28 protein-coding genes are annotated in these 26,950 nt (G+C 68.5%); 21 read left to right on the top strand and 7 right to left on the bottom strand.

Annotation, left to right across the window (positions count from 1 at the left end):
• A partial coding sequence (locus V7702_RS10230) for a motility-associated protein (protein WP_335650011.1) occupies positions 1–609 on the bottom strand: 609 nt, incomplete at its 3' end.
• Positions 610–721: 112 nt separating this feature from the next.
• Here V7702_RS10230 and V7702_RS10225 point away from each other — a divergent pair.
• A complete protein-coding gene (locus V7702_RS10225) occupies positions 722–2,050 on the top strand; it encodes an MFS transporter (protein ID WP_335650010.1) in 1,329 nt (442 codons plus the stop codon).
• 21 nt (positions 2,051–2,071) lie between these two features.
• Here the strand turns inward: V7702_RS10225 and V7702_RS10220 are convergent, their stop codons facing one another.
• The gene (locus V7702_RS10220; RefSeq protein WP_335650009.1) at positions 2,072–3,349 is read right to left on the bottom strand and encodes a lytic murein transglycosylase; all 1,278 of its coding nucleotides are present in this window, start codon (positions 3,347–3,349) and stop codon (positions 2,072–2,074) included.
• 297 nt (positions 3,350–3,646) lie between these two features.
• On the opposite strand from V7702_RS10220, the gene V7702_RS10215 reads away from it, so the two are divergent.
• The 4 genes from V7702_RS10215 to V7702_RS10200 are packed head-to-tail and all read left to right on the top strand — an operon-like array spanning position 3,647 to position 6,763.
• Positions 3,647–4,333, top strand: a complete 687-nt coding sequence (locus tag V7702_RS10215; protein WP_335650008.1) for a PepSY-associated TM helix domain-containing protein — start codon at positions 3,647–3,649, stop codon at positions 4,331–4,333.
• 14 nt (positions 4,334–4,347) lie between these two features.
• Positions 4,348–4,863, top strand: coding sequence for a DUF2271 domain-containing protein (locus V7702_RS10210; protein WP_335650007.1), 516 nt, complete (start codon positions 4,348–4,350; stop codon positions 4,861–4,863).
• 32 nt (positions 4,864–4,895) lie between these two features.
• Complete coding sequence (locus V7702_RS10205) at positions 4,896–5,714, top strand: DUF4198 domain-containing protein (RefSeq protein ID WP_335650006.1); 819 nt, start codon at positions 4,896–4,898, stop codon at positions 5,712–5,714.
• A 5-nt stretch (positions 5,715–5,719) separates the two neighbouring features.
• Entirely contained in the window at positions 5,720–6,763 is a 1,044-nt protein-coding gene (locus V7702_RS10200) for an FAD:protein FMN transferase (RefSeq protein WP_335650005.1), read from the top strand.
• A gap of 5 nt (positions 6,764–6,768) precedes the next feature.
• Here the strand turns inward: V7702_RS10200 and V7702_RS10195 are convergent, their stop codons facing one another.
• Positions 6,769–7,584 carry an SDR family NAD(P)-dependent oxidoreductase gene (locus tag V7702_RS10195; protein ID WP_335650004.1) on the bottom strand — a complete coding sequence of 272 codons (816 nt, stop codon included), beginning with the start codon at positions 7,582–7,584 and terminating at the stop codon, positions 6,769–6,771.
• Between the two features lie 197 nt (positions 7,585–7,781).
• On the opposite strand from V7702_RS10195, the gene ykgO reads away from it, so the two are divergent.
• Positions 7,782–7,907, top strand: coding sequence for a type B 50S ribosomal protein L36 (gene ykgO, locus V7702_RS10190; RefSeq protein WP_056023006.1), 126 nt, complete (start codon positions 7,782–7,784; stop codon positions 7,905–7,907).
• A gap of 19 nt (positions 7,908–7,926) precedes the next feature.
• Positions 7,927–8,529 (top strand): HAD family hydrolase, encoded by a 603-nt coding sequence (locus V7702_RS10185; protein WP_335650003.1) that lies wholly within the window; start codon positions 7,927–7,929, stop codon positions 8,527–8,529.
• 124 nt (positions 8,530–8,653) lie between these two features.
• Here V7702_RS10185 and folE read toward each other — a convergent pair whose 3' ends face one another.
• Positions 8,654–9,241, bottom strand: a complete 588-nt coding sequence (gene folE / locus V7702_RS10180; RefSeq protein ID WP_335650002.1) for a GTP cyclohydrolase I FolE — start codon at positions 9,239–9,241, stop codon at positions 8,654–8,656.
• A gap of 133 nt (positions 9,242–9,374) precedes the next feature.
• Between folE and V7702_RS10175 the strand changes: the two genes are divergently transcribed.
• Complete coding sequence (locus V7702_RS10175; RefSeq protein WP_300572905.1) at positions 9,375–9,641, top strand: DUF2312 domain-containing protein; 267 nt, start codon at positions 9,375–9,377, stop codon at positions 9,639–9,641.
• Positions 9,638–9,952: a hypothetical protein gene (locus V7702_RS10170; protein WP_335650001.1), complete on the top strand. Its 315-nt coding sequence runs from the start codon at positions 9,638–9,640 to the stop codon at positions 9,950–9,952. Before V7702_RS10175 ends, V7702_RS10170 begins: the two co-directional genes overlap by 4 nt.
• Before the next feature lie 170 nt (positions 9,953–10,122).
• On the opposite strand, the gene V7702_RS10165 is transcribed toward V7702_RS10170, so the two are convergent.
• On the bottom strand, positions 10,123–11,613 hold the full coding sequence (locus V7702_RS10165; protein ID WP_335650000.1) for a sigma-54-dependent transcriptional regulator: 1,491 nt from the start codon (positions 11,611–11,613) through the stop codon (positions 10,123–10,125).
• Positions 11,614–11,791: 178 nt separating this feature from the next.
• Between V7702_RS10165 and V7702_RS10160 the strand changes: the two genes are divergently transcribed.
• Both V7702_RS10160 and V7702_RS10155 read left to right on the top strand, forming a co-directional pair.
• The gene (locus V7702_RS10160; RefSeq protein ID WP_335649999.1) at positions 11,792–12,445 is read left to right on the top strand and encodes a metal-dependent hydrolase; all 654 of its coding nucleotides are present in this window, start codon (positions 11,792–11,794) and stop codon (positions 12,443–12,445) included.
• A gap of 75 nt (positions 12,446–12,520) precedes the next feature.
• The gene (locus V7702_RS10155) at positions 12,521–14,632 is read left to right on the top strand and encodes a PQQ-dependent dehydrogenase, methanol/ethanol family (protein ID WP_335649998.1); all 2,112 of its coding nucleotides are present in this window, start codon (positions 12,521–12,523) and stop codon (positions 14,630–14,632) included.
• Positions 14,633–14,690: 58 nt separating this feature from the next.
• Here V7702_RS10155 and rocD read toward each other — a convergent pair whose 3' ends face one another.
• Both rocD and V7702_RS10145 read right to left on the bottom strand, forming a co-directional pair.
• On the bottom strand, positions 14,691–15,932 hold the full coding sequence (gene rocD, locus V7702_RS10150; protein ID WP_335649997.1) for an ornithine--oxo-acid transaminase: 1,242 nt from the start codon (positions 15,930–15,932) through the stop codon (positions 14,691–14,693).
• Positions 15,933–15,940: 8 nt separating this feature from the next.
• A complete protein-coding gene (locus tag V7702_RS10145) occupies positions 15,941–16,816 on the bottom strand; it encodes a dimethylarginine dimethylaminohydrolase family protein (protein WP_335649996.1) in 876 nt (291 codons plus the stop codon).
• Between the two features lie 127 nt (positions 16,817–16,943).
• Between V7702_RS10145 and V7702_RS10140 the strand changes: the two genes are divergently transcribed.
• The 10 genes from V7702_RS10140 to V7702_RS10095 all read left to right on the top strand — a co-directional run bounded on the left by V7702_RS10140 (position 16,944) and on the right by V7702_RS10095 (position 26,950).
• Positions 16,944–17,366: an Lrp/AsnC family transcriptional regulator gene (locus V7702_RS10140; protein WP_335649995.1), complete on the top strand. Its 423-nt coding sequence runs from the start codon at positions 16,944–16,946 to the stop codon at positions 17,364–17,366.
• A 73-nt stretch (positions 17,367–17,439) separates the two neighbouring features.
• Positions 17,440–17,841: a DUF1801 domain-containing protein gene (locus V7702_RS10135; protein WP_335649994.1), complete on the top strand. Its 402-nt coding sequence runs from the start codon at positions 17,440–17,442 to the stop codon at positions 17,839–17,841.
• 72 nt (positions 17,842–17,913) lie between these two features.
• The gene (locus V7702_RS10130; RefSeq protein WP_335649993.1) at positions 17,914–19,704 is read left to right on the top strand and encodes a M3 family oligoendopeptidase; all 1,791 of its coding nucleotides are present in this window, start codon (positions 17,914–17,916) and stop codon (positions 19,702–19,704) included.
• Between the two features lie 72 nt (positions 19,705–19,776).
• Complete coding sequence (locus tag V7702_RS10125) at positions 19,777–21,951, top strand: beta-glucosidase (protein ID WP_335649992.1); 2,175 nt, start codon at positions 19,777–19,779, stop codon at positions 21,949–21,951.
• 68 nt (positions 21,952–22,019) lie between these two features.
• Positions 22,020–22,490 (top strand): PaaI family thioesterase, encoded by a 471-nt coding sequence (locus V7702_RS10120; protein WP_335649991.1) that lies wholly within the window; start codon positions 22,020–22,022, stop codon positions 22,488–22,490.
• A 4-nt stretch (positions 22,491–22,494) separates the two neighbouring features.
• Entirely contained in the window at positions 22,495–23,553 is a 1,059-nt protein-coding gene (locus V7702_RS10115; protein ID WP_335649990.1) for an alpha/beta hydrolase, read from the top strand.
• 65 nt (positions 23,554–23,618) lie between these two features.
• On the top strand, positions 23,619–23,858 hold the full coding sequence (locus tag V7702_RS10110; RefSeq protein ID WP_335649989.1) for an aa3-type cytochrome c oxidase subunit IV: 240 nt from the start codon (positions 23,619–23,621) through the stop codon (positions 23,856–23,858).
• A 179-nt stretch (positions 23,859–24,037) separates the two neighbouring features.
• Positions 24,038–25,168, top strand: coding sequence for a Re/Si-specific NAD(P)(+) transhydrogenase subunit alpha (locus tag V7702_RS10105; protein WP_335649988.1), 1,131 nt, complete (start codon positions 24,038–24,040; stop codon positions 25,166–25,168).
• A 23-nt stretch (positions 25,169–25,191) separates the two neighbouring features.
• Entirely contained in the window at positions 25,192–25,512 is a 321-nt protein-coding gene (locus V7702_RS10100; RefSeq protein WP_335649987.1) for a proton-translocating transhydrogenase family protein, read from the top strand.
• A gap of 22 nt (positions 25,513–25,534) precedes the next feature.
• Positions 25,535–26,950, top strand: a complete 1,416-nt coding sequence (locus V7702_RS10095) for an NAD(P)(+) transhydrogenase (Re/Si-specific) subunit beta (protein WP_335649986.1) — start codon at positions 25,535–25,537, stop codon at positions 26,948–26,950.

Raw genomic sequence — 26,950 nt, 5'->3', positions numbered from 1 at the left:
CATGCCGCCGAGCACTTCCGGCGGTTCGGAGATCGAGCCCATGGTCTTCACCACGCCGAGCACAGCGGCGACGATACCCAGGGCGGGCAGGGCGTCGGCGGTGTTCTGCAGGGCGTGGGCGGGCGCCAGGGCCTCGTGGTGGTGCTTTTCGAGCTGCTTTTCCATGGCGTCTTCGACCTGGTGGGGATCTTCCAGGTTCATGGTCATCATCCGCAGGGTGTCGCAGATGAAGTCCACGGCGAAGTGGTCCTTGGTGATCTTCGGATAGCGGGAGAAGATCGTGCTCTCGCCGGGGTTCTCGATATGGCTTTCCAGGGCGATGACGCCCTTGGACTTCATGGTCTTGGTCAGCAGGAACAGCAGGGACAGGAGGTCGCGGTAGTCTGACGCCTTCCACTTGGGGCCGGCGAAGGCCTTGGCCAGGCCGCCGCCGACGCCCTTGAGCACCGTCATGGAGTGGCTGATCAGGAAGGCGGCCACGGCCGCGCCGCCGATCGCCATCATCTCGTGGGGCAGGGCGTGGAGGATGATCCCCATATTGCCGCCGGCCATGATGTAGCTGCCGAACACCATGGCGAACAGCAGAACGATCCCGATGATCTGAAACATGACGACGTTTGGCCCCCGGCTAATCCTGCCGGAGCATCGGGGTTAATGCTTAATGGCCGGTGTGCGGTAATCGCAATTGCCTGCGGTGGCGCGCCGCATTAACAGCGGTCACATGTCCGGCTCCCCCGCTCTCCCCGTGGTGCTTCCCAAGCGATCCTTCGCGATCATCTTCGGGGTCTCGCTGGCCACGGCCATGGGCAATACAGGGCTGATCTCGGTGCTGCCGGCCATCGGCCGCTCGATCGGCATTCCCGATCCCCTGGTGGCGGCGGTCTTCTCGCTTTCGGCCCTGCTATGGGCCTTCTCCTCGCCTTTCTGGGCCAAGGCCTCGGACAGATATGGCCGTAAGCCGCTGATGTTGGTCGGCCTGACCGGCTTCATGGTCTCGATGATCTGCTGCGGCCTGGTGGTGAACGCCGGCCTGCGCCACTGGGCGACGCCCATGGTGATCTTCGTCTTCTTCCTGTTCGCCCGGGCGCTGTTCGGCCTGTTTGGCGCAGCGTCCAATCCGGCCACCCAGGCCTATGTGGCCGAGCATACCGCGCCCGAGAAGCGCACCCAGTCGATGTCCAGCCTGGCCGGCGCCTTCGGTCTCGGCACCGTCATCGGCCCCTTCCTGGCGCCGCTGCTGATCCTGCCCTTCCTGGGCCTGTCAGGGCCGCTGTTCGGCTTCGCCATGATCGCGGCGGTGATGCTGTTCATCGTCTATCGCTACCTGCCCGAGAGCCCCTTCGCCGGTGAGACCCGGGCGCGCACCGACGCCGAGGCCGAGGTCCGAAAGGCCAATCCCGGGGTCAAGGAAACGCCCATGTGGCGCGATCCGCGGGTCACGCCGTTCCTGGTCTATGGCTTCCTGGTCGCCGCCTGCCAGACGGCCCAGGGGCAGACGCTGGGCTTCCTGATCATCGACAAGCTGGCCCTGTCGCCCGCCGCGGCCCAGGGCTTCATCGCCATCGCCATGATGTTCGGCGCCATGGCCGGCCTGCTCGCCCAGTGGGGCATCATCCGCATGTTCGAGATGACCCCGCGCCAGCTGCTGCGCTGGGGTGTCGCCGTGGCGGCAGTGGGCAATGTGATCGTTGCGCTTTCGCCCAACTACTGGGCCGTGGTGGGCGGCTATGCGATCGCCAGCCTCGGCTTCGGCTTCGCCCGCCCGGGCTTCACGGCCGGCTCCTCCCTGGCGGTAAACATGGGCGAACAGGCCCGGGTGGCCGGCGCCATCGCCGCCGTCAACGGCGTCAATGTGGTGCTGGCCCCGTTCTTCGTCTGGCTCTACCAGCTGATCCACTGGGCGCCGTTCGCCCTGAACGCCGCGATCATGGTGGGCCTGCTCTACTTCGCCTTCCGCAACCCCCAACTCCGGAACGCCGACCCCGAGCCGGCGACACGGGCCGATGCGGCCATGGCGACGCTCGAGCGCCGGGACGAGTCCGGACAATAAGGGGCTGGCGTCGGGCCAGGCTCAGGGTTGTGCGCCGGCCTCAGAGCGGAGGCGGCGGACCATTTCCAGCGACAGATAACCGTCGGCCACCAGGCCGCGGGCCTGCTGATAGGCCCGCAGGGCCTTGCGGGTATTGACCCCCACAATGCCGTCCGGCGCGCCGGCGTCGAAGCCGAGCTGGTTGAGCGCGGTCTGTGCCGCGGTGCGGTCGGCGAGCGCCAGCGGCGTCTCCTGCGGCCAGTCGCGGACCAGCCGACCTTCCCCGCCCAGGCGCTGGGCCAGCAGCCCTACGCCCAGGGCGTAGGCTGTCGAATTGTTGTAGCGCCGGATCATGAAGTGGTTGTGGAAGGCCAGGAACATCGGACCTGCGGCCCCCGAAGGGGCGATCAGCTCGGCCGGCGCGTTCTGATCGGCGGGTGAAATGGGACGACCATCGGCCGGGACGACACCATACTGCGCCCACCAGGATGGCGTCTCGCGCGGGCCTTCGGTCAGGGCGTAGTCAAAACCGCTCGGCACGGTGACTTCCCGGTGCCAGCTCTCGCCGCGGCGCCAGCCGGCCTTGGACAGCAGGTTGGCGGCCGAGGCCAGGGCGTCGGCCGAAGAGTTCCAAAGGTCGCGGCGGCCGTCGCCGTCGCCGTCGATGGCGGTGGCCAGGAAGGTGGTCGGGATGAACTGCGTCTGGCCCATCGCGCCGGCCCAGGAGCCCACCAGGCGTGACCGGGGGAATTCGCCCGAGCCGATGATCTTCAGTGCGGCCATCAGCTGGTCTTCGGCGAATTCCCGCCGGCGTCCGTCGGCGGCCAGGGTGGCCATGGACCGGACGACATCGAAATCTCCCAGGATGGCGCCAAACCCGGATTCCAGGCCCCAGATGGCCACCAGAACATTGCGTGGCACGCCATGGCGCGCCTCGATGTCGGCCAGGGCGGGCAGGGCGTCGCGCTTCCGGGCGCCGATGGCGATCCGGTCGTCGGTGACCACGCCGCGGATATAGTCGCTGACCGGGCGCGAGAACTCCGGCTGCCGGGAATCCAGCGCCGAAATGCGATCGTTGGGCGTCAGGCCGCGCAACTCCCGGTCCAGTAGTTCCGAGGGCAGACCAGCCTTGATCGCCTTGACGTAGAAGTCCTTCAGCCAGGCGTCGAAGGTCGGGCTGCCCGATGGGGGCAGGTCGATGGCGGGTTCGGGCCGGGAAGGCGTGGGGACGCCGGGACCCAGGGCCAGCTGCGGCCCGAGGTTGGCGGCGGGGTCCGCGCAGCCGGCGACAAGCAGAACGAGAAAGGAGCGTCGGTCCATGGCCAATCCTAGGGCTCCTTGGCCGGCGCCTCAATCGCGCGATCGCGCGTGGCGGCGGATATGGGAAACCCCGGACCTTTGCAGGCCCGGGGCTTCAGGACGCTAGGGCGAGGTCGGTGGGGGGGATCACGGCCTCGCCTGCGAGGAAGAAAAGCCCAAGCGGCCCGCCGGTTCCGCGGGACACGGTGAAATCTTATTGGTTGGGCTGAGAATAAATCGCAAAAAGCTTGTGGCCTCGCAGGGGGCTTGCTAGTGCGAGCTAGTCGCAAGTGCGCGGGGTGTGGTGGGTTTCGGTGAATGTCGACGTCTGAACGGCTGGGTGAAGTTGCTGCGGCGCCAGACGCCGCCGAGGCCCGCGCTCGGGCCAAGCGCCAGGCGCAGCGACGGGCCGGCCTTATGCGCCAGATCCTGCGCTGGCACTGGATCAGCGCGGCCATCTGCCTGATCGGCATGCTGCTGTTCGCCATCACCGGCATCACGCTGAACCATGCCGGTTCGATTCCCGCCACCCCGCGGGTGAGCGAGCAGACGGCCGAGCTGCCGGCCGACCTCCTGGCCTTGGCGCAGGCTGCGGAGGCGCAGGAGGCCCCTCTGCCCGATCCCGTGCGCGCCTGGATCGGCGAGGAACTCAAGGTGAGCCTGCCTGCCGACGCGGCCCCGGAATGGTCGCCGGGCGAGGCCTATCTCGCCCTGCCGCGGCCCGGCGGCGACGCCTGGCTGAGCCTCGACACCGCGGTGGGCGAGGTCATCTACGAGCGCACCGACCGGGGCGTGGTCGCCTACCTCAACGACCTGCACAAGGGCCGCAATACCGGCGTGGCCTGGATGTGGTTCCTCGACGTCTTCGCCATCGGCTGCGTGGTGTTCTGCATTACCGGCCTGATCCTGCTGCAGCTGCATTCTCACGCCCGCGGCTCCACCTGGCCCCTGGTGGGGGCCGGCCTGATCATTCCCCTGCTGCTCGCCCTGCTCTTTATTCACTGAACGGATCTTCGCCCATGCGCCGACTTGCTTCCGCCGCCGTTCTCACCGGCCTGATGGCTGGCCCGGCCGCCGCCGCCGAGCTGAACCTCAGCGTGGAAATCCCCCGCATGTCGGTGGCTGAGTATCACAACCCCTATGTGGCCATCTGGGTGGAGAAGCCCGACCAGACGGCGGTGAAGACGCTCGCGGTCTGGTACGACATCAAGCTTCGCAACAGCGAAGGTGAGACCTGGCTGAAGGATATGCGCCAATGGTGGCGGCGGGCGGGCAGGGCCATGACCCTGCCGGCCGACGGCGTCAGCGGCGCCACCAAGGCGCCCGGTCGCCATCAGGTGAAGTTCGTCGGCGGCAAGGCGCCGCTCGGGACTCTTCCGGCCGGCCAGTACAATCTGGTGGTGGAAGCCGCCCGCGAGGTCGGCGGCCGCGAAATGGTCCGCATCCCCTTCCAGTGGCCGCCCAAGGCGGCCGCAACCGGCCAGGCCAAGGGCGAGACCGAGCTCGGCGCCGTCAGCCTCAGCCTCAAGCCCTGATCCCTTTCAATAGAATCCCGGAGAGACGCGCCATGAAGACCCTGCTTCGTCCCCTCTGCGCCGCTGCGGCGCTTACCGCCATGCTGGCCGCCCCCATGGCCGCCCAGGCCCACCGGCAGTGGATGCTGCCCTCGATGACCGTCCTGTCGGGGACCGATCCCTGGGTGACGGTGGATGCGGCGGTCTCCAACGACCTGTTCGTCTTCGAGCATGTGCCCATGCGCCTGGACGGCCTGGTCATCACCGGCCCCGACGGGGCGGCTGTGGCCCACCAGAATGCGGCCACCGGCAAGTACCGCTCGACCTTCGACGTGCAGCTTTCCAAGTCCGGCACCTACCGCATCGCCAGCGTCGGCGACGGCGTCATGGCCTCTTACAAGCTGGCCGGCGAACAGAAGCGCTGGCGCGGGGCGGCCGCTGATCTGGCTACCGCCATCCCGGCCGAGGCCACCGACGTCAAGATCACCCACTCTCAGCGCCGCATCGAAACCTTCGCCACGGTGGGCGAGCCCACCACTGAGGCCCTGGCGCCCACCGGCAAGGGCCTGGAGCTCGCCCCGCTCACCCATCCCAATGATCTGTTCGCCGGCGAGACGGCGCAGTTCCGCATGCTGCTGGACGGCCAGCCGGCCGCGGGCGTCGAGGTCACCGTGATCCGCGGCGCCGGCCGCTATCGCGACGATCCGGGTGAGATGAAGCTCACCACCGCCGACGACGGCCTTCTGGAAATCAGCTGGGAGGAGCCGGGCATGTACTGGATGGAGGCCGAGGTGCGTGGCGGCAAGAGCTCCATCGACGGCGCCGAACGCATGGCCGTCTATGTGGGGACCCTGGAAGTCCTGCCGGAATAGGCCGGTTGGCTTCCCAGGCCCCCTCATCCGTGCGCGCCGGCCCCGAACACCGGGTCGCCGTGCCCCTGACCCTGCCTGAGGATCTGGCGCCTCAGGTCGGTGGGCTGGAGGTGGAAGCCTCCGGCGCCGCCATGGGTGTCACCTGGACGCTCAAGGCGATCACCCTGCCGGGTCTTGGCGCCCAGGTCCTGGCCCGAACGGTCCAGGATCGCCTGGACCGTGTGGTGGCGCAGATGAGCACCTGGGAGCCGGCCTCCCATATCAGCGCGTTCAACCGCGCCCCGGCCGGCGCCTGGCAGGACCTGCCTGAGGGCTTCGCCCAGGTGATGGCCTGCGCCCTGGAGATGGCGGCCCTGGGCCAGGGGGCGTTTGACCCCACGGTCGGCCGCCTGACCGACCTCTGGGGCTTTGGGCCGCCAGGACCGATCGCTGTCCCGCCGACGGCGCAGATGATCGCCGAGGCCCACGCACGAGCCGGCTGGGACAGGCTGGACTTCGATCCCGTCGGCCGCCGACTACGCCAACCGGGGGGGATCAGCCTGGACCTGTCGGGCATCGCCAAGGGATTCGGGGTCGATGAGGCGGCCCGCGCGCTGCTGCGGCTGGGCGTGCGCGACTTCCTGCTGGAGGTCGGCGGCGAACTGCGCGGCGAGGGGCTCAAGCCCGACGGCCAGCCCTGGTGGGTGGCCCTGGAGCGGTTGGAAGGCGAGGTCGAAAGCCAGACGCCGATCCTGCTGGCCCTGTGCGGCCTGTCGGTGGCCACCTCCGGCGACTATCGCCGCTACATGATCCATGAGGGCCGCAGGCTCGCCCATACCCTCGATCCCCGCACCGGCCGGCCCAGCGAGAGCGGCGTGGCCTGTGTCAGCGCGCTGAACGCCCAGGCCATGGTCGCCGACGCCTGGTGCACCCTGCTGTCAGTGGTGGGGCCCGAAGAAGGCCTGGCGCTCTGCGCGGCCCACGACGTTCCCGCGCGGTTCCTGATCCATACGAAAAAGGGCCTGGAAGAGCGGCTCTCGCCAGCCTTCCAGGCCCTTCTCGAGGACTAGGTCGCTCAGACCAGTTCTGACGGCTTGATCCCCAGCTCCTTGAGCAGGGGTTCGGCATAGTCCACCCGGCCGGTCATGGATTTCGCATCGGCCTTGGCCAGCTGATAGACGGCCTCGGCGATGAACTCGATGGGCTGCACCCGATCCTTGGTCTGCTCGTTGATCAGGCCGTGGACGGCGACGCCAGGGGTGTCCACCAGGCCCGGCGAGACCACATTGACCGCGATCCCATCCCCCTGGACCTCAGACGCGAGGCCCGTGGTGAACCGCTCAAGCGCGGCCTTGCACAGGCCATAGACCGTGCCGCCGCGGCCGCCAGAATAGGGTTGCTTGGGATGGATGCCTGCCGGGGACGAGATGTTGACGATCGAGCCCCAGCCCTTTTCGCGCATGCCGGGCATGACCAGCTGGGCCAGGTGGAAGGGCGCATAGACCTGCACCTCCATCATCAGCTTGAAGCGCTTCTCGGTGAAGTCCTGGACCGGCATGAAATAGGTGATGGCGGCGTTGTTGATCAGGATGTCGATGGGGCCGAAGGCGGCTTCGGCCTCCTCCACCAGCCGTTCGCGCTCAGACGCCTGGGCGAGGTCGGCCTTGACCAGGACGGCCTCGGCGCCGGCGGCCTTCAGCCGCTCCACCGTATGGGCCAGCGTGCCGGGCAGGCGGCTCTCGCCCTCCTGGGCCGTACGGGCCGAGACGACGACCTTGGCGCCCTCCATGGCCAGGCGCGCGGCGATGGCCTCGCCGATGCCGCGGCTGGCGCCGGTGACCAGGGCGACCTTGCCCTTCAGGGTTCCGTTCGGATTAATGGTCGCAGACATAATGAATGATCCTCCCATGACTTAATTCTTATGGGAGGAAACCTCGCGCCTTTGGCCCGGCGCTGCAAGCCAGACAAAGGGGCAGGCGGCCTCCGCTGCGAGCCCCCGTTGACTCATAAGGCCCCGCCCCGTATATGCGCCGGCTCTGTTCGTAACCCTCTGGAAGACGGCGCGCGGCGACGCGCGAAGACAAGCTCATGAAGGTCAGAAGCTCGCTGAAGTCGCTGAAGACGCGTCACCGCGACTGCAAGCTCGTTCGCCGCAAGGGCGTGGTCTACGTCATCAACAAGACGGACCCGCGCTTCAAAGCCAAGCAGGGCTAGGCGCGGCCGGCTCCCGGAGATGGCCAAGGCGGTTCTCTGGGATATCGGCAATGTCGTGGTCCGCTGGGACCCACGCACGCTCTATGCGAAGATTTTCAAGGAACCGGCCGATCTGGACCGGTTCCTTTCGCATGTCTGCACCATGATCTGGCACGTGAACCACGACCTCGGCGTCACCTTCGAAGAGAACCGCAAAGGCCTCGTCGAGCGCTTCCCGGAATACGAGGCGGAGATCCACGCCTGGGAGGAGCGGTGGTGGGAGATGTTCTCCGGAACCATCCCCGAGACCGAGGCCGCCATCGAAGCGCTGCACGCGGCCGGCGTGCCGCAGTTTGGCCTGACCAACATGTCCCACGAGGTCTTTGACGGGGTCATCGCCATGAGCCCGGCCTTTGCGCGCCTTGAGGGCTACGTGGTCTCAGCCGAAGAGAAGCTGATCAAGCCTGATCCGCGAATCTACGCCATCGCCTGCGCGCGGTTCGGCCATGCGGCCGGCGACATCCTGTTCGTGGACGACAGCGCCGCCAACATCGCCGCGGCCAAGGCCTTTGGCTTGCAGACCCACCACTTCACCGACCCGGCGGCCCTGCGCCCGGCGCTCGAGGCCCACGGCCTCCTCTGAGCGCCTGACCTCTTCCTGCCGTCGCCCTCGGGCTTGACCCGAGGGTCCATGATCACCGCGGTCGGCTGTGTGCATGGATGGTCGGATCAAGTCCGACCATGACGGTGATGGGGTGGTTTCATCCTCACCGCCCGCGGACCAGTTCCAGGAATTCCTGGCGGGTGCGGGGATCGTCGCGCAGTTCGCCGAGCAGGGTCGAGGTGGTGAGCGTCGAGCCTGGCGTATTCACCCCGCGCATGGTCATGCAGGAGTGCTCGGCCTCGATCAGCACGCCGACGCCCTTGGGGCGCAGGATGTCGTGGATGGCGCCGGCGATCTCGGCGGTGAGCTTTTCCTGGATCTGCAGCCGACGGGCGAAGCCGTGGACCACCCGGGCGAGCTTGGAGATGCCGACCACCCGGTTGGTGGGCAGATAGCCCACATGGGCCCGGCCGATCACCGGCAGCATGTGATGCTCGCAGAAGCTGACCACCCGAATATCGCGCAGCACGACCATCTCGTCATAGCCGCCGACCTCCTCGAAGGTGCGTTCCAGATATTCGCGTGGGTCGGTCTCATAGCCGGCGAACAGCTCGCGATAGGAGCGGGTGACCCGGCCCGGCGTCTCGGTCAGGCCCTCGCGGTCCGGGTCGTCCCCGGCCCATTGGATGAGGGTGCGGACGGCGGCCTCGGCCTCTTCCTTGGTGGGTCGGTGGCGTGGGGTGTCGGTCATGGCGGCCTCCGCTGGCGAATGATCACAACCCTAGGGGAGTTCAGCCTGTGACCTCCAGACGGATTTCGTTCGGCGCCGATGCGAGGTAGGGTCCGGCGCTTCAAACCACCCTCGACTCGGAAGACGCGTTTCCATGGCTGACGACAGCGCCCACATCGACATTCTGAACACCACCGCCCAGGGGCAGCTGAAGAGCATCATCGAGCGCATCGAGCGCCTGGAGCTGGAAAAGTCCGAGGTCGCCGAGCAGATCAAGGAAGTCTTCGCCGAGGCCAAGGGCAACGGCTTTGACGTCAAAGTGCTGCGCAAGGTGGTCCGCCTGCGCAAACAGGACCGCGCCAAGCGGCAGGAGGAAGAGGCCATCCTCGACCTCTATCTCTCGGCGCTCGGAGAGATTTGAAGCGTAAGGCTCCAGACCCCAGGGCCCAGGCCAAGCGGGCCGCGCTGAATGCGCTCAAGCGCGTTCAGCGTGAAGCCGTGCGCACCGGCGTGGAGCTCTCCGAATGGGAGGGCGAGTTCCTGGGTTCAGTGGAAGACCGGGTGAAAACCTATGGCCGCGCCTTCGGCGACCCTGAAAAGGGCGCGCCGGGCCAGGCGCTCTCAGCCCTGCAGCACCGCAAGCTCAAGGAAATCTCTGCCAAGGCCAAGGGCGAGAAGAAGCCCATGGTCAGGCGCGGCTTTGGCCGCAAACCGCCTGAGAATGACGATTAGCTACAAGGTCTTAACCCGCCGCAGGCGCGTCCGTCTCCCACGGCCGTCATCCTGGGCCTTGTGCCCAGGATCCCTCGCGACGCTTGCGCCCTCCCTCGACAGGGATGCTCGCCACAGGGGCGAGCATGACGAGATCTGGGATGACGAGATCGGGGATTTCGAGGCCCCCCTCAGGCCGCCTCGGTCTCGCTGTCGTCGGAGCCGCCGATCACCCCGTCCAGGCCCTGTTCGCGGACCTTGCGGTAGAGGGTGGAGCGGCCGATCCCGAGGCGCCGGGCGACCTCGCTCATGTGGCCGGCATAGATTTCGATGGCCAGCTGGATCAGGTCGCGCTCGATGTCTTCCAGCGTGCGCAGGTGGCCGCGCTCGTCGAGGATCCGCACCGGCGCATCCTTGGGCAGCTCGGCCATCAGCTCGCGTGCGGCGTCCGGGGAAATCGGTGGCGACGGCGTGGTCGGGGCCGGGGCCGCCTCTGGCGGCGGCGCCACCATCCCGGAGATGGCTGGGAAGTCGAAGGGCTGCAAATAGGGGGAGTCCGACAGGACGATGGCCCGATAGACGGCATTCTCCAGCTGCCGCACATTGCCCGGCCAGTCGAAGGTCAGCAGGTGTTGCAGGGTCTCGGGCGCGCAGCCGACCACCTTCTTGCCCTCCTCGACGTTGAAGCGGCGGATGAAGTGCTCGACCAGGGCCGGGATATCGTCCTTGCGGGTGCGCAGGGCCGGGGCCTCGATGGGGAAGACGTTGAGGCGATAGAACAGGTCCTCGCGGAACCGGCCCTCGGCCACGGCCAGGGACAGGTCGCGATTGGTGGCCGAGACGATGCGCACATCGACCTTCACCGAGCGCTTGGACCCCACGGGATCGATCTCGCTCTCCTGCAGGGCGCGCAGCAGCTTGACCTGCATGTCCAGCGGCAGTTCGCCCACCTCGTCCAGGAACAGGGTGCCGCCATTGGCCTCCTGAAACTTGCCCAGGTGCTTGTCGGTCGCGCCGGTGAAGCTGCCCTTCTCGTGGCCGAACAGGATGGATTCCACCAGGTTCTCGGGCAGGGCGCCGCAGTTGACGGCCACGAAGGCCTTGCCCGAGCGGTCGGACGATCCGTGCAGGGCGCGGGCGATGACTTCCTTGCCGACGCCGCTCTCGCCGGTGATCAGGATGGGGATAGTCGACTTGGCCGCCCGCTCGCCCATGCGCTTGACCAGCGTCATGGGGGCCGAGCCGCCAACCATGTCGGCGAAGGTGAAGCGGCCGGTCTTGTGCTTCTTCAGGCGATCGACCTCGCCGCGCAGATCGCCCATGGAAAGGGCGTTGCGGATCGAGACCATGATCCGTTCAGGGCTGGCTGGCTTGACGAAGAAGTCGCAGGCGCCGGCCTGCATGGCCAGGACGACGGTGTCGATGCTGCCCTGGGCGGTGACCACGATCACCGGCTGGTGGAAGCCGCGGGCGCGCATCTCCTTCAGGGCGTCCTGACCTGAGAGCCTGGGCATGACCAGGTCCAGCAGGATCAGGTCCACCTTGGCTCCGGCCAGCAGGTGGTCGATGGCCGCATCGCCGGACTCGGCGTGGGCCACGGCGAAGCCTTCGCGCTCCAGCACGGCCTGGATCAGCCTGCGCTGGGTCGGATCATCGTCGACGACTAGGACCGTTTTGGTCATCTGAAGACACCACCTGTACCGGGACGCCCGCCTCTTCGGACGGGGCTCATCTGTCGCGGATTGATACAGGTCGCCGGTAAAGGCGGGGTTTCACAGACCTGAGTCAGGAGTTAACGGGCAAGGCTTGACCATGGCTTGCCGGCGGTTCCAGATGACCTGCCCTGGGGAGGGACGCGCCATGTTTGTCGGTCACTACGCCGCCGCCATCGCCGCCAAGGCGGTTGAGCCAAGGGCCCCGCTTTGGGCCTACGCCCTGGCCGCCCAACTGGTGGATGTCGGGTGGGGCGCCCTGATCATCACCGGGGCCGAGCGCTTCTCCATCGATGCAGACCTGCCCGGTAACGCGCTGGTGCTCGAGCACATGCCCTACACCCATTCCCTGCCGGCTGCGGCGGGCTGGGCGGTGCTGGGCGCGCTGGCGACGCGGCTTGTCCTGCGCCTGCCATGGGCTGCGGCCATCATGGTCGGGGCGGTGGTGTTTTCCCACTGGCTGCTGGATTTCCTGGTCCATCGTCCAGACCTCGCCCTGTGGTTCGGGGGGCCGAAGGTGGGTCTGGGGCTCTGGGATTACCCCGTCCCGGAGCAGGCGGTGGAGATCGGCCTGATCGCCATGGCCGCGAGCGTCTGGGGCTGGAGCCGGGGTCGCCAGGGGCTGGGGGCGGTCGCCGCGCCCGTGTTTATCGGCTTCCTGGTCGCCCTGCAGATCATCGCCATGCTGTTGCCGGCCGACGCCGACCCGCTGGGAACCGGCGTCTCGGCCATCGGGGCCTTCCTGGCCGTGACCCTGGCGGCGGCCTTCGCCGATCGACGCGGCCGATGGGGGAGCCGCTGAGGATTGCCTGAGGTCGAGAGCACGCCATAGTGAAGCCTGGAGGCCGGAAACACGGCCAGGCCGGGGAGGGCCGCCATGCACGTCAAATTCACCCTGATCGCGCTCGCCTGCGCGGGCCTGCTCAGCGCCTGCCAGGAGGCCGCGGGTCCCAAGGATGTCGATCAGGCCCGCCTGGAGGCTGCCGAGACCAACGCCGAATGGCTCTCCTATGGCCGGTCCTATTCCGAGCAGCGGTTCAGCCCGCTGACGCAGATCAACGCCGAGTCGGTGGGGGAGCTGGGGCTGGCCTGGTCCTACGAGTTCGACACCGACCGCGGCCAGGAGGCGACCCCCATCGTCAAGGACGGGGTGCTCTACACCACCACGGCCTGGTCCAAGGTCTACGCCTTCGACGCCGCCACAGGCGCGCTGAAATGGTCCTATGACCCCAAGGTGGCCGGGGAAAAGGCCTTCGACGCCTGCTGCGACGTGGTCAATCGCGGGGTCGCGGTCTGGGGCGGCAGAGTCTTTGTCGGCGCCCTCGATGGCCGCCTGATCGCGCTGGACGCCGACACCGGCGCCGAGGCCTGGTCGGTTCAGACCACGGATGCGGCCAAGCCCTATACGATCACCGGCGCCCCGCGGGTCATCAAGGGCAAGGTGCTGATCGGCAATGGCGGCGCGGAGTACGGGGTGCGCGGCTATCTGTCGGCCTATGACGCCGAGACCGGCGCCCTGATCTGGCGCTTCTTCACCGTCCCTAATCCCGACGGCCAGCCCGACGGGGCGGCGTCCGACGCCATCCTCGCGGAGAAGGCGGCCGGCACCTGGTTCGGCGAGGGCTGGAAGGCCACCGGCGGCGGGGCGACGGTCTGGGACGCCATGGCCTATGATCCCAAGCTCGACCTGCTCTATGTGGGGGTCGGCAACGGTACGCCCTGGAACCACGAAAAGCGCTCGGACGGCCAGGGTGACAACCTGTTCGTCTCCTCCATCCTGGCGCTCAAGCCCGACACCGGCCAGTACGTCTGGCACTATCAGACCACGCCGGGCGAGAGCTGGGACTACACCGCCACCCAGCACATCATCCTGTCGGACCTGACCATCGCGGGTCAGACGCGCCAGGTGCTGATGCAGGCGCCCAAGAACGGCTTCTTTTACGTGCTGGACCGGGCCACGGGCGAGCTGATCTCGGCCGAGCCCTATGTGCCTATCACCTGGGCCACCGGCGTCGACAAGGCGACGGGACGGCCCATCGAGGCCCCAGGCGCCCGCTATCGCGACGCCCCCTCCCTGCAGGTCCCTGCGCCGTTCGGGGCGCACAACTGGCATCCCATGGCGTTCAATCCGCAGACGGGACTGGTCTATATCCCGGCGCAGGTGGTGCCCTTCGCCTATGTCAACGACGCCAGTTATCGCCACCAGCCCGGCGGCTGGAATGTCGGCACGGACTTCCTGGCCAACGCCCTGCCCGATGACGCCGCCCAGCTGGCGGGTCTGAAGGCCATGGTGAAGGGACAGCTGATCGCCTGGGACCCCGTGGCCCAGAAGGCCCGCTGGACCGTCGAGCACCCCTTCTTCTGGAACGCCGGCGTCCTGACCACGGCCGGCGGCCTGGTCTTCCAGGGCGCGGCCGAAGGGACCTTCTCGGCCTATGACGCGGCCACCGGCGCCAAGCTCTGGTCCTATGAGACGGTGAACGGGGTGATCGCCCCGCCGTCCACCTATGAGATCGACGGCGAGCAGTATGTGGCCCTGATGGTCGGCTATGGCGGCGCGGGCGCCTTGTCGTCGCCCGCCCTGTTGCCGGACCGCTCACGTCTGCCCGGCCGCCTCCTGGTCTTCAAGCTCGGCGGGACGGCGAGCGCGCCGGCCTATGACCTGCCGCAGGTCGAGCCGCTCGACCTCACCGGCGTCAGCTCCACCGGGAACGCCAAGGCGGGCTTTGCGAGCTTCCAGCAGTATTGCCAGGTCTGCCATGGGGCCAACGCCTCGGGGCGCTACCTGCCGGACCTGAAGCGCTCGCAGATGCTGCTTTCGGCGGAGAACTGGTCGTCGGTGGTGATCGATGGAGCCCTGGCGCCCAGGGGCATGGCCAGCTTCTCCCGCTTCCTGTCGCCGGCCGAGGCCGAGAACATCCGCGCCTATGTATTGGCCGAGGCCCGCAAGGGGTGGACGCCGCCCCCGGTGGCGGCGGGGGCGAAATAGCGACCGCCCAAGGATCGGCGATCCTGGGCGCCGGTCCCAGGATCGCCTTGGCTAGCCGCTAGCTCGGGTCGCGCAGGGCGGCCTCGAACTGCTCGGCGATCCAGTCAGCCTGGTCGGGGGCCAGCACCAGGGGCGGGGCGATGCGGATGGTGTGCTCGTGGGTCTCCTTGCACAGCAGGCCGCGGCGCTGGAGGTTCTCGCAGACCCGCCGGGCGCCGCCGGCCTCGCGGTGCAATTCGACGGCCAGCATCAGGCCCCGGCCGCGGACCTCCTTGATGGCGTCGTGGCGGATGCCGGCCAGGGACGCCTGCAGCCGGTCGCCGACCCGTTGGGCGTTGCCGATCATGTCCTCTTCCACCAGCACCTTCAGGGCGGCGCGGGCCACGGCGCAGGCCAGCGGGTTGCCGCCGAAGGTGGAGCCGTGCTCGCCGGGCTTCAGCACCCCCAGCACCGCATCGTTCGAAAGCACGGCCGAGACCGGATAGAAGCCGCCCGACAGGGCCTTGCCCACCAGGGTGAGATCGGCCTCGACGCCTTCGTGCTCCTCGGCCAGCAGCTTGCCGGTGCGGCCAAGACCCGTCTGGATCTCATCCAGGATCAGGATGACATTGTGGCGGGTGCAGAGCTCGCGGGCGGTCTTCAGATAGCCGGCCGGCGGGATGATGACGCCGGCCTCCCCCTGGATCGGCTCGGCCAGGACGGCGACGGTGTTGGGGGTGATGGCCGCCTCCAGGGCTGCGGCGTCACCGAAGGGCACGACCTTGAAGCCCGGCGCGAAGGGGCCAAAGCCGCCGCGGGCCTGCTCGTCAGTGGAGAAGCCGACGATGGCCAGGGTCCGGCCGTGGAAGTTCTCCGAGCAGACGATGATCTCGGCCTGGCCGGCCGGCACGCCCTTGACCTCATAGCCCCACTTGCGGGCCACCTTCAGGGCGCTTTCCACCGCCTCGGCGCCCGAATTCATCGGCAGGGCCCGGTGCGAACCGGTCAGGGCGCAAATCTCCTCATAGAACAGCGCCAACTGGTCATTGCGGAAGGCGCGGCTGGTCAGGGTCAGCTTGCCGGCCTGTTCGGTCATGGCCGCCAGGATCTTCGGATGGCAATGGCCCTGGTTGACCGCCGAATAGGCCGAGAGCCCGTCCAGGTATCGCTTGCCCTCGACATCCCAGACATAGACCCCCTCGCCGCGGCTCAGCACCACGTCCAGCGGCTTGTAGTTGCGCGCGCCCAGCCGCGCCTCGGTGGCGATGTAGTCCTGCGGGGTCGACAGGGCGGGGCGGTCGAGAAGGGCTTGGTCGGTCATGGGAGGCCTCATTCAGCGGCCGCAAGCGCGGCTCGGGGTTGGGAGGTGAGGTCCAGGCGCAGGCTCATGCAGAAGGCCGCGCCGCCGGACATGATGAAGGGGGAGAGATCGACCTCGACCAAGCGGTAGCCCCGGGCCTCCAGGGCCGCGCGCAGGGTCGGCGGCGCCTTGGCCATGATCACGGTCTCGCCCAGGTTCACCGCATTGACGCAGAGCGCCTCGGCGGCGGCCTGGTCGGCCTCGATCAGCAGGTCGGGCGCGACCCGCTCGCGCAGGGTCTTCAGGGCCTGATCGGTGAAGGCCGGCGGGTAGTAGAGGATGTGGCCGCCGTCCAGCGGGCGCATGCAGGTGTCGAGGTGGTAGAAGTGCGGGGTGGCGAGCTCGAGGGCCACCACCTCCTGGCCGAAGAAAGCCGCATGGGCCTCAAGGCCCGCCAGGGTCGAGCGCTGGCCATGGCCGCCCCAGAACCAGCCGCGCCCGCCGTCCCAAAGCGCGTCGCCGGCGCCCTCATGCACCACGCCAGGCGGCAGTTCGGCCACCTCGCGCAGCACGCCGCGGTCGCGCAGGGCGTGGAAGGCGGTCCGGAAGGGCGCCTCTTCGCCGCGGCGCTCGGGGTGGGCGAAGCGGGCCATCAGGGCGCGGCCGTCCAGGACGGTGGCCGCATTGGCGGGGAAGACGAGGTCGGGCAGGCCGGCCTCGGCGGGGATCATCTCGACCTTGCCGCCGGCCGCCTCGATGGCGTGGCGCAGGGCGTCCGAGGCCGCAGCGGCCCGGGCGCAGGCGCTGGCGTCGGCCCGCCAGACGGCGGGATCCATCCACGGATTGATCTGGTAGCACACCTCGAAATGCGCCGGATCGGTCATCAGATAGTGCGGGGTCGCCATGCGCGCCTCCCTCGGAATGTCACGATTGCGACGAGGATGAGACATGGCGGCGCTAGCGAAAAGGCGCAGGGCTTGTAGGATTTGCTGATAGTTCTGCCGATCTGGCGCCTTGGAGTGACGATCTGACATGGACGAGACGGACCGCCAACTTCTGGCCCTGCTGCGCGCCGACGCCCGCGCCTCGGTGGCGAGCCTGGCTGAGCGCCTGAAGGTCTCCCGCGGCACGGTGCAGAACCGGATCGATCGGATGCGCCAGCGCGGGGTGATCCAGGGTTTCACGGTGCGCACCCGCCCCGACGTAGAGGCCCAGCGGGTGCGGGCGGTCATGACCATTTCGGTGGAAGGGGAGAGCAGCCCCCGGGTGGTGCGCGCCCTGCAGGGCTTCGCCGAGGTGGTGGCGGTGCACACCACCAATGGCCGCTGGGACCTGGTGGCCGAGCTGGACACCGACAGCCTGGCCGCCTTCAGCGCGGCCCTGGACGAGATCCGCCGCATTCCCGGCATCGCCGCCACCGAGACCTCGATCCTGCTGGCCACCACGCGCCTCTAGGCAAGCGTGAGGGGCCGGCGCGCAACTGCGGCGATGTCTTTACCGCCTGCGCCGATCTGCCATGCTGGCGCCTATGAGCGCGCTCTTCCGTTTATCCGGCGCCGTCTCCCGCGACCCCGCCGTCGAGGCCTGGTTCTCCGACGGGGAGAATGTCCTGCGACCTCTGGCCAAACGCTGGTTCGAGGTCATTCGGGGCTCTGGCGCCGATGTGCATGAACTCATTCATGACGGCCGGCCGACGGCGTGCGTGGAGGCTGCGGCCTTCGCCTATGTCGCCGCCTTCCAGTCCCATGTGAATGTCGGCTTCTACAATGGGGCCGCCCTGGCTGACCCCGCGGGGCTGCTGGAGGGCGCGGGCAAGCGGATGCGCCACGTGAAGCTGCGCTGGGGCGAGGCGATCGACGAAGCCGCCCTGGCCGCGCTGATCGCCGCGGCCTGTTCCGATGTTCGCCGCCGGCTGCAGGACGAGGCATAGGCGGCGCGGCGCGGCCTGACGCGCGAAGAAGAGGAGGTGGCGGCGAGCCCTGAGCGTGCTTAGATCGCACCCATGAACGCACCCGTGAAGACCGACACCCTGCCCGAATGGCGCCTCGACGACCTCTATGCCGGTCGCGACGATCCGCAGATCGAGGCCGACCTGGAGAAGGCCCGCAAGGCCGCCGCCGATCTGCTGACCTATAAGGGCCAGCTGGTCGCCGCCCGCGGGGAGCCGGAGACCCTGGGCCGGCGCCTGGACGAGACCATCGCCCTCTATGAGGTGGGGACCAACGCCCTCTACGGCGTCGGCGCCTATGCCTCGCTGTCGGCCAGCACGGCGCGGGATAATCCGGCCTGGTCGAAGTTCGAGGCCGACTTCCGGGGCAAGGCCGCCCAGATCGGCGCCGAGACCCTGTTCTTCACCCTGGAGATCAACGAGCTGGACGAGGCCGAGCTGGACGCCGCCCTGGCGGCCCATGCGCCGGCGCAGCGTTGGTTGCCCTGGTTGCGGCGGGTGCGCCTGTCGCGGCCCCACGAACTGAGCGCCGATCTCGAACGGCTGATGATCGACCGGGGGCCGGGCGTGGCCAACTGGATGCGCCTGTTCGACGAGACCCTGGCCAAGCTGACCGCCAAGGTGGGGTCTGAGACCCTGACCCTGCCCGAGACCCTGAACCGGCTGTCGGACCCCGACGGCGCCCGGCGCAAGCAGGCGGCCCAGGGCCTGGCCAAGGCGCTGGAGGAGCGCACCTCGACGCTGGCGCTGTGCCTCAACACCCTGGCCTATGAGAAGCAGGTGGAGGATCGCTGGCGGAAGTATCCGCAGCCGGCGGCCTCGCGCCACATGGCCAATGAAGTGGACGCCGACGCCGTCGAGGCCCTGGTTGAGGCGGTGACCGAGGCCTATCCGGCGGTCAGCCATCGCTACTACGCTCTGAAGGCCAAGGTCATGGGCCGCAAGACCCTGGACTACTGGGACCGCAATGCGCCCCTGGATGCGGCGGCGCCGCGGACCTACACTTGGCCCCAGGCTCAGGAGATGGTGCTGGAGTCCTTCTCCGCCCTGGCCCCCCGGTTCGCCGACACCGCTCAGACCTTCTTCAACCAGCCCTGGATCGACGCCCGCCCGCGGGCCGGCAAGCAGTCGGGCGCCTATTCCCATCCGGTCAGCGCCGACCGGCACCCCTATGTGTTCATGAACTATATGGGCGAGCGCCGCGACGTGCTCACCCTGGCCCATGAGCTCGGCCATGCGGTGCACCAGACCCTGTGTGCGCCGCTGGGCACTCTGCTGGCCGACACGCCCCTGACGCTGGCCGAGACCGCCTCGATCTTCGGCGAGGGTCTGGTGTTCGAACGCCTGATGGCGGGCGCCACGGACGAGGAGCGCCGCGGCCTGCTGGCCGGCAAGATCGAGGATGGGCTGAACACGGTGGTCCGGCAGATCGCCTTCCACAAGTTCGAGACCGCCTTCCACGCCGCCCGCCAGCAGGGCGAGGTCTCCACCGACCAGATCTCGGCCATCTGGATGGAGGTGATGGGCGAGAGCCTGGGGCCGGCCATCAAGCTGAACGCCGGCTATGAGCACTACTGGGCCTATGTCAGCCACTTCGCCCACGCGCCCTTCTATGTCTACGCCTACGCCTTCGGCGACCTGCTGGTGCGGGGCCTGATGGAGAAGCGCCGGGAGGACCCGCAGGGCTTCGCGCCGCTCTATGAGGACCTGCTCGCCGCCGGCGGCTCCAGGACCTATGTGGAGGCTCTGGCGCCCTTCGGCCTCAACCCGCGGGAAAAGGCCTTCTGGGCGGCGGGCATGACCCAGATGGAGCGCCTGGTGGACGAGTTCGAAGCCCTGGTCTGAGGCCGGTCGGCCTTCGTCCTAGAGCTGTATGCGGCGCGACGGGAAGACCCGCGCGTGGGGAGGAAACCGAAGATGACCCAAGCTGACACCCGGCCGTGGATGGACGCCGCCCGCTCCCCAGACGAGCGCGCCGACCTGCTGATCGCTGAGCTGACCCTCGACGAGATGATCGGCCTGGTTCACGGCCCGATGCCCAATCTGCTGGACGAGGTTCCGGCCGACGCGGCCCGCGGGGCCGGCTATGTGCCAGGCGTGCCGCGCCTGGGCATTCCGCCGCAGAACGCCACCGACGCCAGCCTGGGCGTCGCCAATCCCCGCAAGGTGCGCGAGGGCGACGGCGCCACGGCCCTGCCGTCTGGTCTGGCGCTCGCCGCCACCTGGGACCCCGACCTCGCCCGACGGGCCGGGGCCATGGTCGGCGCCGAGGCCCGGGCCAAGGGGTTCAACATCCTGCTGGGCGGCGGGGTGAACCTGACGCGGGACCCCCGCTGTGGCCGGAACTTCGAATATCTGGGCGAAGACCCGCTGCTGGCCGGCGTCCTGGTGGGCGAGGCCATCGCCGGCGCCCAGTCCAATGACATCGTCTGCACGATCAAGCACTTCGCCATCAACGACCAGGAGACCTGCCGCCACGTGGTCGATGTGCAGATCGACGAGGGGGCTTTGCGCGAAAGCGATCTGCTGGCCTTCCAGATCGGCATCGAGCGGGGCCAGCCAGGCTCTGTGATGAGCGCCTATAACCGCCTGGGCGGCGACTGGTGCGGAGAGAACGACTTCCTGCTGAACCGGGTTCTGAAGGGCGACTGGGCCTATCCCGGCTGGGTGATGTCGGACTGGGGCGGCTGCCATTCCACGGCCAAGGCGGCGCTGGGCGGCCTCGACCAGGAGTCCGGCGAGCAGCTGGATAAGCAGGTCTTCTTCGGGGACCTCCTGAAGACCGCCGTGCAGGAGGACGAGGTGCCCTTCGGGCGGCTGGCCGACATGGTCCGCCGCATCCTGCGCAGCCTGATCGCCCACGGGGTCCTCGATCGGCCGGTCGAGCGCGAAGAGATCGACTACGAGGCCCACGCTGAGGTGGCCCAAGCCGCCGCCGAGGCCGGCCTTGTCCTGCTGAGGAACCAGGGCCTGCTGCCCCTGGCGCCGGGCCTGAAGGTGGCGGTGATCGGCGGCCACGCCGATGTGGGCGTGCTGTCGGGGGGCGGGTCGTCCCAGGTGATCCCGGTGGGCGGGCCAGCCCTGGAGATTCCGGTGACCATCGGCCCGTCCTCGGCCTTTTCGCGGATCACCTACCATCCGTCCTCGCCCCTGGCGGCCATCGGCCAGCGCGCCAACCTGGTGACCTATGCCGACGGCCGCGACCTGGCCGCAGCCATGGCCATAGCCGCCGAGGCCGATGTGGCCGTGGTCTTCGCCGAGCAGTGGACCACCGAGGCCGAGGATGTCCCCACCTTGGCCCTGCCCGGAGACCAGCACACCCTGATCGCCGCCGTCGCCTCGGCCAACGAGAAGACCGTGGTGGTGCTGGAAACCGGCGGCCCGGTCACCATGCCCTGGCTGGAGGACGCCGCCGCCGTGCTCCAGGCCTGGTATCCCGGCGCCCGCGGCGGCGAGGCCATCGCCCGGTTGCTGTTTGGCGAGGCCGAGCCTTCGGGGCGTCTGCCGATCAGCTTCCCGCGCGCCATCGACGACCTCGTGCGGCCTCAGATCCCGGGCATGATCTTCGGTCCGCCGGAGGAGGGACGCACCATCCCCACCTCCTATCCGGACGTGCAACAGCACAAGGGCCGGTTCTCCGTGCCCCATCCCGAAGGCGCGGCCGTCGGCTATCGCTGGTTCGACCGCCAGCAGGCGTCGCCGCTGTTCCCGTTCGGGTTCGGGCTTTCCTATACGCGCTTCGCCCATGAGGACCTGCGCCTGGAGGGCGGAGCGAGCGTGCGGGCGCGGTTCACGGTGGCCAATGTCGGCGAGCGGGCCGGGACGGACACCCCCCAGCTCTACGCCCAGGTGACCGGCGCAGACGGCCGGCCAGGCCTTCGACTCATCGGCTGGACGCGGGTGGCCCTGGCGCCGGGCGAGCGGCGGGAGGTGGAGATCGCCGCCGATCCGCGCCTGCTGGCCGCCTATGACGTCGCCCTCCCGGGCTGGCGGATCGATGGCGGGTGGGTGGCGGTCAGCCTGAGGTCGGACGCCGAGACTGTGACGCTTTCGGGCGAGGCTGAACTTGGGGCCCGCACCCTGGCGCCTTGAGGGGGCGGTCGTGGGCGAATCTCGCCTCAAGCCTTGTCATTTCTCAAACGGGCGTTAGTCAGCAGGGCATGTCCGATGATCTGACCCCCGTACAGGCCGCCGTCGTCCCGGACGGCTATGTGATCAACCTCTGGCAGCGCGGCTTTGGCCGCACGGTCGGCCCCTTCTATTCCAAGCGGGACGAGGCCAATAACGAGATCATGGCCTTCCGGGTGGAGGAGCACCACGCCAACGGCATGAACAACTGCCACGGCGGCATGCTGATGAGCTTCGCCGACATGGCCTGGGGCCGGGTGATCTCCAACCAGCGGGAGATCGGCTGGGTCACGGTGCGCCTGACCACCGACTTCCTCTCCGGCGCCCAGATGGGCGACTGGGTCGAGGGGGGAAGCGAGATCATCTCCGAGCAGGACGACGTCTTCACGGTCCGCGGCAAGATCTGGTGCGGCGAGCGCACCCTGATGACCGGCACCGGGGTGTTCAAGGGGATGCGCCACATCAAGCGCAAGCCCGGCGACCGCCAGGCGCAGAGGGCCTGATCCGATGACCGACCAGACCAAGACGCCCCCGGCCGTGGCCGCCGCCGAGTTCGAAGACGACCGGCCCATCCAGACCAAGCCGGGCGAACTGCCGCCGGAGATCCAGGCGCCGCTGGCCCCCTTCAAGGGCGAGGCGCCGCCGGCCCCGGCCTGGTTCGAGGCCGCCATCGCCAAAGAGCCGCAGCGCAGCTTCGTCACTTCGCTGGGCACTCAGATCGAGGTGCTGACCTGGGGCGAGGTGGGCAAGCCCGGCCTGCTGCTGGTGCACGGTAACAGCGCCCACGCCGACTGGTGGAGCTTCATCGCCCCCTATCTGGCGGAGGATTACCGGGTCGTCTCGATGTCGCTGGCCGGCATGGGCGCCTCGGACTGGCGCGAAACCTACGCCTTCCAGGACTTCGCCGAAGACGCCGAGGCGGTGGCGAAGGCGACCGGCCTCTATGAGGGGGGCCGCAAGCCCATCTATATCGGCCATTCGTTCGGCGGGTCGCAGGTGTTCTACGCCGCCAGCCGCTATCCGGAGCGGATGCACGCCGCCATCCTGGTCGACACCGGCTTTGGCGGCCCGCCGCCGCGGGAGCAGGAGGAGATGGCGCGCCGCATGGAGCAGGTGCGCAACATCCCCACCACTGACCGCCCCAAGCGGGTCTATGCGACCCTGGAGGCCGCGCTGGCCCGCTTCCGCTTCATGCCGCCCCAGGCCCCGGGCCATCTGTTCGTCGCCGACTTCATCGCCCGCCGCTCGCTGAAGCGCGCGCCGCTCGAGGACGGCTCGGGCGAGGGATGGGCCTGGATGTTCGACCCGGCCATGTGGAACAAGCTGGACCGGAGCGCCATGAACGCCCTGGTCACCGAAGGGCCGCCCAAGGTCGAGGTCCCGATCGCCCACATCTATGGCGAACTCTCCCAGGTGATCGCGCGCCGCCATGACGGCCGGGCCAATCCCCTGCCCAAGGACATGATCGAGATCGCCATCCCGGATTCCAACCACCACGTCATGGTGGACCAGCCCCTGGCCCTGATCGCGGCCCTGCGCGCCCTGCTGGCCGTCTGGCCATCTTGAGCCGGCGCGCGCTCTCGTGTAGCACCGCACTCGAACTGGTTCCGTAAGAGAGAGACCCGGCCGCCATGGGCGAACAGGCTTCCGACTATCACCGCGGCGAAATGGAAATCCAGGAACAGGTGTCCACCTTCAACCTGTTCATGGGGATGACCAAATGGGGCTCCCTGGCGATCGCCAGCGCCCTGCTGCTGTTCACGGTGTGGTTCTGCACGCCGGGCGGCTTCATCCCCGGCCTGATCAGCGCAGCGGTCCTGGCCGCGATCGGCTTCGTGCTCCTGCGCGACAAGCCGGACGCGGCGCACTAGGCCACTCTTCCGCAGGTCGAGCGCCGGCGCGGGGAGGTGTCCACGCGGGGCTTTCGCGTGCCAGCAATCCGCCGCAGGGTTTCAAACGCGCGTTTAAAGATCGCTGATCGACGTCTGGACAAGGCCCCTGTGACGTCCCTAAGGTCCGCCGGCTTCACCGACCTGAGGGGACCACAGGCATGGCCGTCATCGCCGTCACCAAGGAACGCCGCGACGGCGAAACCCGCGTCGCCGCGACGCCGGACACGGTCAAGAAACTGATCGCCGCCGGCTTCGCCGTGGTGATCGAGGCGGGCGCCGGGGCGACCTCCTCCTATCTTGATGGCGACTACGAAGCTGCCGGCGCGGAGATCGCCCCTGACCTGAGCGCCGCCCTGTCCAAGGCCGACATCCTGTTCAAGGTCCGCGGCCCTGCGCCGGAGGAAATCGCCGGCCTGAAGGTCGAGGCCCTGGTGGTCGGCATGCTCAACCCCCACCAGGACAAGGCGACCCTGAACGCCCTGGCGGCCAAGGGCGCCAGCGCCTTTTCCATGGAGTTCGTGCCGCGGATCACCCGGGCCCAGGTGATGGACGTGCTGTCCTCCCAGGCCAATCTGGCCGGCTATCGCGCGGTGCTGGAGGCGGCCAACGCCTATGGCAAGGTGATGCCGATGATGATGACGGCGGCCGGCACGGTCGCCGCCGCCAAGGTCTTCGTCATGGGGGCAGGCGTCGCCGGCCTGCAGGCCATCGCCACCGCCCGGCGTCTGGGCGCGGTGGTCACCGCCACCGACGTGCGTCCCGCGGCCAAGGAGCAGGTCGAAAGCCTGGGCGCCAAGTTCGTCGCCGTCGAGGACGAGGAGTTCAAGGCCGCCGAGACCGCCGCCGGCTACGCCAAGGAAATGAGCGCCGAATACCAGGCCAAGCAGGCAGCCCTGGTTTCCGAGCACATCCGCAAGCAGGACATGGTGATCACCACCGCCCTGATCCCTGGGCGGCCCGCCCCGCGGCTGATCAGCGCCGCCCAGGTCGCTTCCATGCGCCCCGGCTCGGTCCTCGTCGACCTGGCCGTCGAGCAGGGCGGCAATGTGGAGGGCTCGGTCCCGGGCGAGGTCGTGGAGACCGGCGGCGTGAAGATCGTCGGCTACGCCAACCTGCCCGGGCGTATCGCCGCCGACGCCTCGGCCCTCTATGCCCGCAACCTGTTCGCCTTCGCCGGCCTGTTCCTCGACAAGGAGGGCGCCTTCGCCCCCGACTTCGATGACGAGATCCTCAAGGCGGCCCTGGTGACCCGCGCAGGCGCGGTGGTCCACCCCGCCCTGGCCGGCTGACCCATTAAGAGAGGACGACCCCCATGGAATCTGTCGATCCGACCGTCTTCCGCCTGGCGATCTTCGTGCTGGCCATCTTCGTGGGCTACTACGTGGTCTGGAGCGTGACGCCGGCCCTGCACACGCCGCTGATGGCCGTCACTAACGCCATTTCCTCGGTGATCATCGTCGGCGCCCTGCTGGCCGCCGCGGCCCATGGGGCCGAGGGCGCGGCCTTGAGCGGCAGCGTGATGATCTCCAAGGGGGCCGGCGCCCTGGCCGCAGGCCTGGCGGCGGTGAACATCTTCGGCGGCTTCCTGGTCACCCAGCGCATGCTCGCCATGTACAAGAAAAAGCAGAAGTAGAGCGGGCTCAGGGGGCACAACCATGAACGCCAATCTCGCGGCCATTCTCTACCTCATCTCCGGGGTGCTGTTCATCCTGGCCCTGCGGGGGCTTTCCAGCCCCGAAACCAGCCAGGCGGGCAATCGCAACGGCATGATCGGCATGGCCATCGCCGTCGGCACGGTGATGGCGACACTGTTCAGCCAAGGCGCGCTGGACGTCCTGACCCTGGCCCTGATCATCGGTGGGGTCGCCATCGGCGGCGGGGTCGGCGCGGTGATCGCCCGCAAGGTGCCGATGACCTCCATGCCCCAGCTGGTGGCGGCCTTCCACAGCCTGGTGGGCCTGGCCGCCTGCCTGGTGGCGGTGGCCGCCATCTATACGCCCGAGGCCTATGGCATCGGCGTCGTGGGCGCGATCCACGGGGCCTCACTGGTGGAACTGTCCCTGGGCCTGGCCATCGGCGCCGTCACCTTCACAGGTTCGGTGATCGCCTTCGCCAAGCTGAACGGCAACATGTCGGGCGCCCCGATCCTGCTGCCGGCCCGCCACCTGCTGAACATCGCCATCGCGCTTGGCATCGTCGCCCTGGTCGTTGTGCTGGTGATGAGCGGCGGTTCGGCCATCTGGGCCTTCTGGGCGATCTTTGCGCTGGCCCTGCTGATCGGCGTGACCCTGATCATCCCCATCGGCGGCGCCGACATGCCCGTCGTCGTTTCGATGCTGAATTCGTACTCCGGATGGGCGGCCGCGGCGCTCGGCTTCACGCTCGAGAACACCACCCTGATCATCACCGGGGCCCTGGTGGGCTCGTCCGGCGCGATCCTGTCCTACATCATGTGCAAGGGCATGAACCGGTCCTTCGTCTCGGTGATCCTGGGGGGCTTCGGCGCCGACGATTCCGCCGCCGCGGCCGGCGGCCAGGTCGAGACCCGGCCGGTCAAGCAGGGCTCGGCCGAGGACGCGGCCTTCATCATGAAGAACGCCAGCAAGGTGATCATCGTGCCGGGCTACGGCATGGCCGTCTCCCAGGCCCAGCACGCGCTGCGCGAAATGGGCGATGTTCTGAAGGCCGAGGGCGTCGACGTGAAATACGCCATCCATCCGGTGGCCGGCCGGATGCCCGGCCATATGAACGTGCTGCTCGCCGAGGCCCAGGTCTCCTATGACGAGGTCTTCGAGCTGGAAGACATCAATTCGGAGTTCTCCACCGCCGACGTGGCCTTCGTCATCGGGGCCAATGACGTGACCAATCCGGCGGCCAAGACCGACCCGACCTCGGCCATTTACGGCATGCCGATCCTCGACGTGGAAAAGGCGCGCACAGTGCTGTTCGTGAAGCGGGGCATGAGCTCGGGCTATGCCGGGGTCGATAACGAACTCTTCTTCCGCGACAACACCATGATGCTGTTCGGCGACGCCAAGAAGATGGTCGAGGGCATCCTCAAGTCGCTCTAG

Source organism: Phenylobacterium sp., assembly GCF_036963605.1.
Lineage (GTDB): Bacteria > Pseudomonadota > Alphaproteobacteria > Caulobacterales > Caulobacteraceae > Phenylobacterium.
The sequence above is the reverse complement of the archived record's forward strand: the minus strand, read 5'-3'. Positions and strand labels throughout refer to the sequence as shown.